Source organism: Pedobacter sp. (genome assembly GCF_035566355.1).
GTDB lineage: Bacteria > Bacteroidota > Bacteroidia > Sphingobacteriales > Sphingobacteriaceae > Pedobacter.
In genome coordinates, this window is sequence record NZ_DATMRL010000701.1 from 1 (window position 1) to 10,705 (window position 10,705).

Consider the following 10,705-nt stretch of genomic DNA (forward strand, 5'->3'; position numbering starts at 1 on the left):
AGCCTCACCATGTCAAATTGAGCTTCCGGATGTCTTGAAATGCCCGAAGTATTGGAAATATGCTTGATATAATCGTAATCCAGTTCCTGGCTAATTCTTTCTGTAATCTTTTTGAAAAGATTGATCTGGTACCTGGTAAAATCATCATGCCGGGCTTCTTCGCTCCCCACCAGATGAGAAAAAACGGACTTTACTTTGATGCCATGAGCATGCCTCAGGGTCTGCAATAAGTCGTCTACATCTGTTTCATCAAAACCAAGACGGTGCATACCTGTGTCTATCTTGAGGTGCACGGGATAGCCATGCTCGTGGTCTGGCAAAAAGTTCAGGAAACCTTTCAGGATATCCAGGTTATACAATTCAGGTTCTAGTTTATGCTTAACAATAGCTTCAAAAGCTGAAGGTTCGGGGCTCATAACCATAATTGGCATGGTAATTCCACCCCTTCTGAGGGCAATGCCTTCATCAGCATAGGCAACCGCCAGGTAATCAATTTTATGGTACTGGAGCACATTGGCAATCTCAAAACTTCCGCTTCCATAAGAAAAAGCCTTAACCATAACCATGATCTTAACACCTGGTTTCAGCATGGATTTATAGAATTTAAGATTGCCGGCAAGGGCATTCAGGTCTACTTCCAGCACAGTATCATGTATTTTTTGGGTAAGCAGTTTACTGATCCTCTCAAATTCAAATTTTCTTGCGCCTTTAACCAGAATAGTTTCATTGCTGAAATGCAGGCCAGGAAATTTTTCTATAAAATCAGGAGTACTGGCATAAAATTCCTTTTCCAAATCGAAAAGGTCGGTAAAGGCCGAGATATTTGGCCCGATACCGATCAGCCTGTTCAGGTGTTTTTGCCGGATCAGGGAGGAGATCTCCTCGTAAAGCACTTCGTTGCTTTTTCCAGTTTCCGGAAGATCTGACAGGATCAGCGTTTTTCTGAGGTGCTGGTTCTGCAGGTTCAAAAAATCAAGGGCAATGGCGAGTGAAGAAATATCTGCACTGTAGGAATCGTCAATGACCGAACATTGGTTAATGCCATTTTTTAATTCGAGCCGCATTTTGACCAGTGTAAGCTTTTCCAGTCTGGTATCTGCTTCGTCAGGAGTGTAACCTAAGGCAAGCAGAGTAGCCCAACAGATAATGCCATTTTCCACCGATGCGCGGTCACGAAAAGGGATCAGACATTCGATTTCATCTCCTTTATATTTTGCCCGGATATAACTCCGGCCATCGATTGGCTCAATGAACAAGACCCTTAGATCAGCTTCAGCAGAAGTACTCCAGGAAAACTTTCTTTCTCCCGGCAGTTCTTTTGCAGATAAACCCATTGTATATTCTGGTGCATAAATAAAGAGTTCAGCACCAGCAAACAGTTTTAATTTTTCCAGTAATTTTTCTTTCCCTGAAGCGAAACCTTCTGCATGAGCTTCCCCGATATTGGTCAGAATACCTATGGTAGGTTGTATAATTTCAGCAAGGGCTTCCATTTCTCCGCTTTTGGAGATTCCGGCTTCAAAAAGCCCCATTGTATGTTCCTTTCCCATCTGCCAAACAGATAAAGGGACACCGATCTGGGAGTTAAAACTCCTGGGGCTTCTAACGAGATTGTAATCTGTTGCCAGCAACTGGTACAACCATTCTTTGACCACGGTCTTACCGTTACTTCCTGTAATAGCCAGGACAGGAATATCATACAAGTTCCGGTTATAGGCTGCCAATTTCTGGAGCCCCTGGAGTACATTTTCTACCAGCAGGTAATTGGCATCTGAATAGATACCATAGTAGTTCTGATCACTAATGACAAAATTCCGGATCCCATGCCCGTAAGCATCTTTAATATATTCATGCCCGTTTCTTTGTGCAGCTAAGGCAAAAAATAAAGATGACTCAGGATCAATGACCGTTCTGCTGTCTATCAAAAGGTTCTGAATCAGAGTATCTGGCTGAGTTATAGCAGAACTGGCGTGGAGGATTTGGGAAATGTGCTGAATAGTGTAGATGGATTCCATTGTAGTCGTATGATAATGCCTTTTTGAATTGGATTATACACACGAAGGTAGTAAAAAGATGGCCAATGTTTGGAGTGTCAAACATCGGCCATATGTAAATAAAATGGAATTAATAAGCTGCTGTGAAGCGCTGCTGAGGATGTGCATTATTTTCCAGTTCATCTGCAATAACAACCGCTAAGTCTTCTACAGAAAGACTACATCTGTTGTTCGCATCAAATACGGGCTGGTCCTTTCCCAAACGATATTTACCGGTACGTCCGGTTGTAATTCCAGGATGCATTTCAATAGCAGGGCTAAAGAAAGTCCATTGAAGGTCTTTTTCTTTTTTCAGAATGTTCAGGTAATCTCTTGCTGCTGTAGCACCGGCTTTATATTCTGCAGGGAATTCGGGTCCGTCTACCAGTTGCTGACCGTTAATTTCTAAACTTCCAGCACCACCGATTACGATCAATCTTGGTTTAGCGGCATCTTTAACGGCCTTTTGGATGGCCTCTGATCCTGCAAGGAAATCATTGTAAAGGTTCGGGTTGGTCCAGCCCGCATTATAGGCGCTAATTACCGCATCTTCATTTTTAACAGCGCTGGTTAAGGCATTCGTATCCAATACATCAATACCTTTAACAGTTAATTTCTCATTTTCCAATGTAATTTTCTCTGGCTGACGAACCAGGGCCAGGACCTCATGTCCGCGGCTCAACAATTCTTTAAGGATACTGGTTCCTACAAAACCGCTTGCTCCTATTAATGCTACTTTCATAATCTTACTTTTATATGTAATTTAATTTGTTACAGTTATAAATAAAAAAAATCAATCGAACTTACGGCTAAAATCTGCCAGTGTCTGCGCAGACAATTGTCTGATCAGCGCGTTCTCCGTATCAACATATAAGTTATCCAAATGTTTGTTGATTTGCTTACCTACCGGACATTGGGGATTTGGAGTGTTTTTAAGGTTACCCAATAAGGAATTTTGCCTTACCGAATTGTAAATCTCACCCAATGTAATGTTCTGCGCAGATTTCGCTAAGTAACTTCCTCCATTTTTACCTTCTTTACTTAATACCATTCCGTGATTTCGAAGATTACTAAGTTCTTTTCTCACCAATACCGGATTAATATTAATACTTCCTGCGATGTAATCGGAAGACAGAACTTCTCCATTGGCTTTATCCAGCAAGGTAAGGATATGTAGGGAAATGGCAAATCTTCCGTTGTTCATTCTGTAATTTTATTTATTACAGTACAAATGTAAGCCAATTATCCTGAAAACAAAAAATATCATGAAAAATTTACCGGATCTGACCTTCTCCTCTGACAATCCATTTATAACTGCACAGTTCTTCCAGCCCCATCGGACCTCTGGCATGCAGTTTCTGCGTGGAGATACCAATCTCTGCGCCCAGACCAAATTGCCCGCCATCTGTAAATGCAGTGGAAGCATTCGCATATACCGCAGCGGCGTCTACCTGTTTCAGAAACAACTCTGTATTTACCGGATCATCTGAAACAATAGCTTCACTATGTTTAGAACTATTGATACTGATGTGGTCAAGGGCTTCGTCTATATTTCTTACAGTTTTCACAGCCATTTTATACGAAAGAAACTCTGTACCAAAATGTGTTTCTTCTGCCAGCTTAAGGAGTTGTTCCGGATAATGACCTTTTAAACTTTCATAAGCCCTTTCGTCGGCAAATATTTCTACCTGCTCCTTTTGTAAAGGCTCCACGAGTTTAGCCAGGTCCTTTAACCGGTCCTGGTGGATCAGCAAACAATCGAGGGCATTACAAACACTTACCCGTCGAGTTTTTGAATTGAAAACAATTCCCTTTCCTTTGTTCAGATCTCCATGTAGGTCAAAATAAACATGTACAATACCAGCGCCAGTCTCAATAACCGGTATTTTACTGTTTTCACGAACGTAGTTGATCAACTGCTGGCTTCCCCTCGGAATCAATACATCCACATATCCTGTGGCGTGGAGTAAGGCATGTGTTGCAGCTCTTTCCGCTGGCAAAAGACTGACCACATGAATATTGATCCCGTTTGCCTCCAGCACATTATGAATAACCTCCATAATGGCTTTATTGGAGTGTTCAGCATCGCTTCCTCCTTTAAGGATACAAACATTGCCTGTTTTAAAGCATAAAGCAAATACATCCAGCGTTACATTTGGGCGGGCTTCATAGATCACACCAATAACGCCAAGAGGCACTCTGACTTTAGATATCAGCAATCCGTTTGGCCGTGACTTTTCTTCCAGAACCTCTCCCAGCGGGCTGTTTAACGCAGAAACATTCCGTATATCACCCGCAATATCAGCAATCCTTTCCGGGCTCAGTTTAAGCCTGTCATATTTAGGATCCTCAGGATCCATCTTGTCCAGATCCTGTTGATTGGCCTGCAGGATAAAATCTGTTTTGAGTTCAACAGCATCGGCCAGATGAAGCAGCAAATTATTAATCTGAGTATTGTTGAGACGGGATAAATCTCTGGTGGCTTTTAAACTGTTCTGAAAGTAAATTGTATAATCCATAAATCTGGTGTATGTTCCTTAGATCAATAGCTAAAGAACGGCGTAAAAATAATTGTAATGAACCAATGGCCGCTGACCTTTTTCACCCAGTCTTTCTCTGGCTTTATCAGATCCATATTCGGCAATACCCAAACCGATCAAGACATCGTGTTCATCAACCAGTTTAATGATATCTCCTTTCTGAAACTCTGACTGCACATTTACAATGCCTACCGGCAGCAGGCTGCTTGCCTTTCCTGAGATCAGTGCTTGTTTGGCACCTTCGTTCAATTTAACAACCCCGGTTGCCGAATTCTCGGAATGCGCAATCCATTTCTTTTTACCTGAAGTAATTTTCTCTGGCAGGAACTGCGTATGCACTGCCTGACCTGCAAATACATCCAGAATGATATTTTCTTTCTTTCCGTTGGCGATATGTACAGGTATGCCCAACTTTGCAATCTTCTGTGCCATGGAAAGTTTGGTGACCATCCCTCCTCTTCCAAACCCAGACTTGGAAGTGGTAATAAAGGAAGATAGGTGGTTAGAACCTGGCTCTACCCTTTCTATTACTTTGGTACCGGCCGCCTTTGGGTCGCCGTCATAAATGCCATCTACATTGGAAAGAATGAGCAAGGCATCTGCATTCAGCATTGACGCCACCAGGCCGGCAAGTTCATCGTTATCTGTGAACATCAGCTCCGTAACAGAGACTACATCATTCTCATTCACAATGGGGACAACATGGTGCTGCAATAAAATCTCTAAACAGTTTTTGATATTGAGGTAATGCATCCGGTCTCTAAAATCTTCTTTAGTGACCAATACCTGGGAACACAATAAGTCGTGCCGTTCAAACAGCCGCATATAGGTATTGATCAATTTGATCTGACCTATGGAAGCCAGAAGCTGGCGGGCAGCTACTGTATTCTGTTTTTCCTGAACTTTAATAAGACTTCTTCCGGAAGCGACTGCTCCCGAGGAAATGACAATAACTTCTACGCCTTTCTTTTTCAGGCAGGACAATTGCGAAACTAAATGTTCGATCCTTTCCAAATCTGGAAGGCCATTATCTCGCGTTAATACATTGGATCCGATTTTAATAACAACCTTCCGATAGCTGGTTTTCATGAAGGCTAATGTAGCAAATTTTGATAAAATGACAGCGCAAGGATACGGTCATTTCAAATAAAACGCAGTTAACCGGGGAATAGAAAGCGTTGAGAGCGCCGGCTGATTTCTTATAAGATCAGCAACCTTGGGTTTATCTTCTTGGTAGAACGTACCGTTGCCTGTATCTTTTCTTTAATCTTTCCACCTAAATCTTTTGATTTTTCCAGATCTTCTTCGTTTTTCTCTACAGGCTGAATTTTATGTAAGCTTTTCATAGGGTATAATATTGTAGTTTTTTTATACCCAGACAACAGCTGCTGCTGTTAAAAGTTTTAATCGCTTGTTTTCCTTACATTCTTTTTACAGAACCATACAGAGATTCTGCAATTAATGAAAAATCGTCGTTAAAATGATGATTCCCGGGGAGAGAAACGACCTTTATTCCCAATGCAGAAAATTTACGCTGAACCTCCTGGTCTTCTTCTGCTCCGAAGAAACAAACCGGATTAAGATTTTTGATCTTTTTCACTTCTGCAAGTACATTATAAGTATCCTCGTCAGAGCTCATGCTAAGCATATCACTGATATGGATTTCAAAATCGGCTGTCACATCTGGCGAAAGCACCGTAATTCCGGCAAGACTTCCTTTGAGTCCCTGGGGCAAACGGGCAGCAATAAAAGGAACAACAGAAGCACCGAAAGAATAGCCTGCCAACATAAAGGTCTTCTTATCAAACAATTGCATATAATGGATCAGGACCCTGGAAATATCTGAAGTTACGCCATCGGGTGTTTTTGCATTCCAAAAGTATTTTTGTGCATCAAGTCCGATCACTGTGATTCCTTTTCTGGCTATAGATTCTGCAAGGGACTGATCAAAGCTCGTCCAGCCCCCATCCCCTGAAATCATCATCATCAAAGGCAGGTTATTTTTTTGAGGCGCAGACTCTACTGTTAGCGCCATATCAGAAGGTAAGGCCATCATGGTTTTTACTTCTGAAATCTGCAGTCCTGACTTTGAGGCTTTGAGTTCATTAAAAGAAGGGGCGTTTAATATCTTTTTATATGCCGCATTCAATTGCGTAAACCAGCCAGTTGAAGCCAGAAAGCCATGTCCTACTTTAGGAAGGGCGACCAGTTCTGTCATGGGCATATCTTTCAAAAAAGCCTCAGTAATCGCGTAGGGACAGCTTTTATCTTTCAATCCGTTTAATACGATGAAGGGCGCCGTTAGATTTTTGGTTCTTTCCAGGTAAATAGAGACACCGGGTTTTAATACATGCTAATTCAAACCACTTCCTTTGCAAAGTGGTTTTCTGCTATCCATATCCGGAGAGAAACCAATGCCAATGGCACCTTTAAAAGTATTGGCCGGCGCCTGTGCGAGAATACCATATACATAGGTAGCTCCATAGGAGTAGCCAATCAGCACCGGTTTAAAATAGGTCCTGAACTTATATTTCTTCTGGATCATGAGACTTAACTGTTCAAAATCAGCTGCCGGATAATAGCATTTGGAACCTGATCTGGCCAGTGCCATATTATAGGTTTTGGCATCTATACCCAATACCAGTGCTCCCTGACGGGCTATGTTTTTGGCCATATTGATCACTCCGTGCTGCCATCCGCCATCACCGGATACAAAAAGCGCCACAGAGGTGGGCTCCTTAGCTGGATGATACAGCATGACCTTTCCGAATTTTCCGTAATGAATAGAATCCACTGTAATGGCAGACGCCCCCAATCTACAAAGGAACAGAAAGATAAATAGCATTAAGAAATTCTTCATCAATGGTTTCATAAAAAATGTTTGGCTGATTTTTTTTTCACAAGGATACTAAATAATATAGGAACTGAGAAGATTTCGTACTATTGCATCTGTGGAAACAAATAAGAATAAACCTGTTGTTTTGGATAAGAAAGCTGCTTTGGCCAAAGCCGAGCATTACTGTGCTTATCAGGAACGTTCTCAATATGAAATCAGGAACAAACTTTACGAATGGGGTTTAAAAACAGCCGAGGTTGAAGAGCTGATTTCTGAGTTGATCGTTACCAACTTTCTGAACGAGGAGCGTTTTGCCAAAGTATATGTATCTGGCAAATTTAACATCAAAAAATGGGGCAAGATCAAAATTAAGCAGTCACTTAAAATAAAGCAGGTTCCCGACAAAATGATCACCAAAGCACTAAATACAATAGATTCTGGTGATTATCTGCAAACTTTGCTTGAACTGGCGGAGAAAAAAGCAAAGCTGATCACAGAGACCGATGCCTATAAAAAGAAATATAAGCTGATTACCTATCTGATGGGGAAAGGTTTTGAAAATAATTTGATCTCAGAAGTATTGAAAGACAATAACTTACCATAAATATTAAAATTTTATGAAAAAATAACTTGCAGGAAATATAATTGTAGCTATATTTGCAAACCCAAACGGAGAAACGGTCATTAAAAAAACGATTTGAAGAATGGAAAAACGCATCGGAGGATGCATTAAAATGCGAAAGTAGCTCAGTTGGTAGAGCACGACCTTGCCAAGGTCGGGGTCGCGAGTTCGAATCTCGTCTTTCGCTCTAAGAGCCTTCTTCAATGGAGGCTTTTAATTTTAAAAGGTTTAACACCTGCTCAGATGGTGGAACTGGTAGACACGCAGGACTTAAAATCCTGTGACCTTAAAAGTCGTGCGGGTTCGATTCCCGCTCTGAGTACTGACTAAAACCTCTGATAAAAATCAGAGGTTTTTTTATACCCTACCTTTAGTCTTACTCCCGCCCTTTCGAAAAAACAGCCTTTAAAAGTCAAAGAATAGAATAATGTTCTTCCATTGCCCCCTATGCAAGAAAAATAAATTTACTGAAATTTTTTCTTGCTGAACCTCAGCGGATTTAAGGATATCTTCAAAATATAGTTAGTAAAAATAAAAACAATGTCTATCTTCGCAGAACATAACAGCGAAAGTAGCTCAGTTGGTAGAGCACGACCTTGCCAAGGTCGGGGTCGCGAGTTCGAATCTCGTCTTTCGCTCAGAAGCCTTCTCATCGGAAGGCTTTTGTTTTTAAAAGGTTTAACACCTGCTCAGATGGTGGAACTGGTAGACACGCAGGACTTAAAATCCTGTGACCTTAAAAGTCGTGCGGGTTCGATTCCCGCTCTGAGTACTGTAAAAGAATCGAAAAAAAAGCCTGACACTTTCGTATCAGGCTTTTTTTTATTGCTTTGGGTTTGAGCCCAGCATTTATCCACCAATCCCCTCCTTAAAAAACTATTCCCAGCGACCACGGACAACAACTTGTTTTATATTTTGATTTATTTACACAGTTTACATTTTTATTTACAATCCAAATTCCCTGCCCAGAAAGGAATCAAAGTAATTTTGCTGTATCAACTTTATAGGATATGGAAAATAAAAAAATGAAAAAACTACTTGTGTTTGTTCCGGCCACCTTCCTGGTATTATTTCTATCAAATTCCTTTATACCAAAAGAAAAGGAAAAGAAAGCAATAGAAGAGCCTAAATCAAGACCTGTAAACATTGTTTTACGATCTGCTGACGGCGGACAAACATGGCAGGACATTAGCGAGGGGCTGCCTGAAAATTTGCAGAGAGAAGGTGTGTGGAGTCATGGTTTATTTGCAAATGAGCGTGGGCTTTATTTACGTGCTGGAAATGGGGTTTATCATAGTGAACCAAATTCCACAAATCGTTTTTGGACAAAAGAGATTTTCGCTGGTAAACAGCGTGAGATTACCCCTGGCAAGGATGGAATATTTGCCTATAATTTCAGGGGACAATTTTTACAAAAAATAAACGGAACGAGTAACTGGTCGCCCATGTACGCTAATTTTCAGAAGCAGGCCATACGCTTGAACAGAACGACAGATTGGATGTACAAGAATTATAAAGAGAAACAAGTATCCAGCGTTTTTGAAACTACGGGAGGCACAATTTTCATCGGCTCCAACAACGCGCTTTTTAAATCCACTAACAGTGGAAAAACTTGGAAATATGTGCGTGTTGGAGGCTGGGTAATGAAAATGGCAGAGTCGAACGGTGTACTAATGGCTGCCAGCACACAGGGGATATTAAGATCGACCGATGATGGTGAAAACTGGGATCGTGTAATTAATGAAGGGGGCACTGGCGTAGCTGTGGAACGTATCGATGGAGGATTTGCTGCTATAGCCTACAACACCATAACCCAAACAAACAGAATACAAATTTCACTGGATAGAGGAAAAACCTGGAATACCATAGACGAAACACTTCAGCCTTCCTGGAATAGGTCATTAATCAACAAAATATTCGGACTTCAATCTTCATTGTATATCTCATCAATTAAACAAGCGGGCAAATATTTAATATGTGGTCGCTCAGATGGTATATTCAGGTCATCTGACATGGGCAAAACCTGGAAACTGTTACTTCCTTCTATAGAAAACAGGGGCTTCAATCTATCTGTGTCAGGCAACGTGATTTATGCCATGCCAAATAGAGGGTGTTAAAAAATTGAGTACAGACTAAAGAGTATGATCTTAAATAGGATCATACTCTTTTTGTTTTCAGTTCCTTTCGTTTAAACGGGGTCTGTAAGTTTTGCCGGTGAATCCCACTGTTAGCTTGATGGATAAAGCTTGTGGTAGTAAATATACGAGATCAACAACAACGCAAAAGGGACCAATGGCATAAAAGACTCTCCGATCATCCCGTCTACTGATAAATGCGCAATCAGGGCAGAAAGATAAATAATACCCAGAGCCACATAATTCCATTCCTTAAGACGGGAGGGCAAACCAGGAATAATCAGGATAAGTCCACCGATAAAACTGCCGATACCAACTTCCATACTAAACCAATGTGGAAAGCCAAGATGTTTGGTTCCTTCCTGAGCCATTGGGCTGTTTAGAAAAAAGATACCTGGTAAAATGAACAGTGCCAGTAATCCGGTAGTTACCCAGTAGATAATTTTAATGCTTTTCGGTTTCATAATAGTTCTTTTTATTTAACAGGATAAAATTGCGTAATTCATCAATTAAAGAAGGTGTCGGTTGACGACAATCTG

11 protein-coding genes and 4 tRNA genes are annotated in these 10,705 nt (G+C 41.1%); 6 read left to right on the forward strand and 9 right to left on the reverse strand.

What is annotated here, in order from left to right; genetic code table 11:
- The 8 genes from VNZ46_RS27555 to VNZ46_RS27590 form a co-directional block, all read right to left on the reverse strand.
- A partial coding sequence (locus tag VNZ46_RS27555) for a bifunctional UDP-N-acetylmuramoyl-tripeptide:D-alanyl-D-alanine ligase/alanine racemase (protein WP_325564612.1) occupies positions 1-2,015 on the reverse strand: 2,015 nt, incomplete at its 3' end.
- 109 nt (positions 2,016-2,124) lie between these two features.
- Positions 2,125-2,775, reverse strand: a complete 651-nt coding sequence (locus VNZ46_RS27560) for an NAD(P)-dependent oxidoreductase (RefSeq protein ID WP_325564614.1) — start codon at positions 2,773-2,775, stop codon at positions 2,125-2,127.
- A 51-nt stretch (positions 2,776-2,826) separates the two neighbouring features.
- Entirely contained in the window at positions 2,827-3,237 is a 411-nt protein-coding gene (locus VNZ46_RS27565) for an RrF2 family transcriptional regulator (RefSeq protein WP_108556007.1), read from the reverse strand.
- 70 nt (positions 3,238-3,307) lie between these two features.
- Positions 3,308-4,552 (reverse strand): glutamate-5-semialdehyde dehydrogenase, encoded by a 1,245-nt coding sequence (locus VNZ46_RS27570; protein WP_325564618.1) that lies wholly within the window; start codon positions 4,550-4,552, stop codon positions 3,308-3,310.
- Positions 4,553-4,582: 30 nt separating this feature from the next.
- On the reverse strand, positions 4,583-5,662 hold the full coding sequence (gene proB / locus VNZ46_RS27575) for a glutamate 5-kinase (RefSeq protein WP_325564620.1): 1,080 nt from the start codon (positions 5,660-5,662) through the stop codon (positions 4,583-4,585).
- 110 nt (positions 5,663-5,772) lie between these two features.
- Complete coding sequence (locus tag VNZ46_RS27580) at positions 5,773-5,919, reverse strand: hypothetical protein (RefSeq protein WP_325564622.1); 147 nt, start codon at positions 5,917-5,919, stop codon at positions 5,773-5,775.
- 74 nt (positions 5,920-5,993) lie between these two features.
- Complete coding sequence (locus VNZ46_RS27585) at positions 5,994-6,848, reverse strand: AcvB/VirJ family lysyl-phosphatidylglycerol hydrolase (protein ID WP_325564624.1); 855 nt, start codon at positions 6,846-6,848, stop codon at positions 5,994-5,996.
- Positions 6,849-6,926: 78 nt separating this feature from the next.
- Positions 6,927-7,445 carry an AcvB/VirJ family lysyl-phosphatidylglycerol hydrolase gene (locus VNZ46_RS27590; protein WP_325564626.1) on the reverse strand — a complete coding sequence of 173 codons (519 nt, stop codon included), beginning with the start codon at positions 7,443-7,445 and terminating at the stop codon, positions 6,927-6,929.
- 109 nt (positions 7,446-7,554) lie between these two features.
- On the opposite strand from VNZ46_RS27590, the gene VNZ46_RS27595 reads away from it, so the two are divergent.
- The 6 genes from VNZ46_RS27595 (at position 7,555) to VNZ46_RS27620 (ending at position 10,148) form a co-directional block, all read left to right on the forward strand.
- Positions 7,555-8,013 carry a regulatory protein RecX gene (locus tag VNZ46_RS27595; RefSeq protein ID WP_325564628.1) on the forward strand — a complete coding sequence of 153 codons (459 nt, stop codon included), beginning with the start codon at positions 7,555-7,557 and terminating at the stop codon, positions 8,011-8,013.
- Positions 8,014-8,145: 132 nt separating this feature from the next.
- Positions 8,146-8,218: transfer RNA gene (locus VNZ46_RS27600), tRNA-Gly, on the forward strand.
- 50 nt (positions 8,219-8,268) lie between these two features.
- Positions 8,269-8,353 (forward strand) — tRNA-Leu (locus VNZ46_RS27605).
- A gap of 243 nt (positions 8,354-8,596) precedes the next feature.
- Positions 8,597-8,669: transfer RNA gene (locus VNZ46_RS27610), tRNA-Gly, on the forward strand.
- A gap of 49 nt (positions 8,670-8,718) precedes the next feature.
- Positions 8,719-8,803, forward strand: a tRNA-Leu gene (locus VNZ46_RS27615).
- A 253-nt stretch (positions 8,804-9,056) separates the two neighbouring features.
- A complete protein-coding gene (locus tag VNZ46_RS27620; RefSeq protein ID WP_325564630.1) occupies positions 9,057-10,148 on the forward strand; it encodes an exo-alpha-sialidase in 1,092 nt (363 codons plus the stop codon).
- Positions 10,149-10,258: 110 nt separating this feature from the next.
- Here VNZ46_RS27620 and VNZ46_RS27625 read toward each other — a convergent pair whose 3' ends face one another.
- Positions 10,259-10,630, reverse strand: coding sequence for a DoxX family protein (locus tag VNZ46_RS27625; protein ID WP_325564632.1), 372 nt, complete (start codon positions 10,628-10,630; stop codon positions 10,259-10,261).
- Positions 10,631-10,705 lie beyond the last annotated feature (75 nt).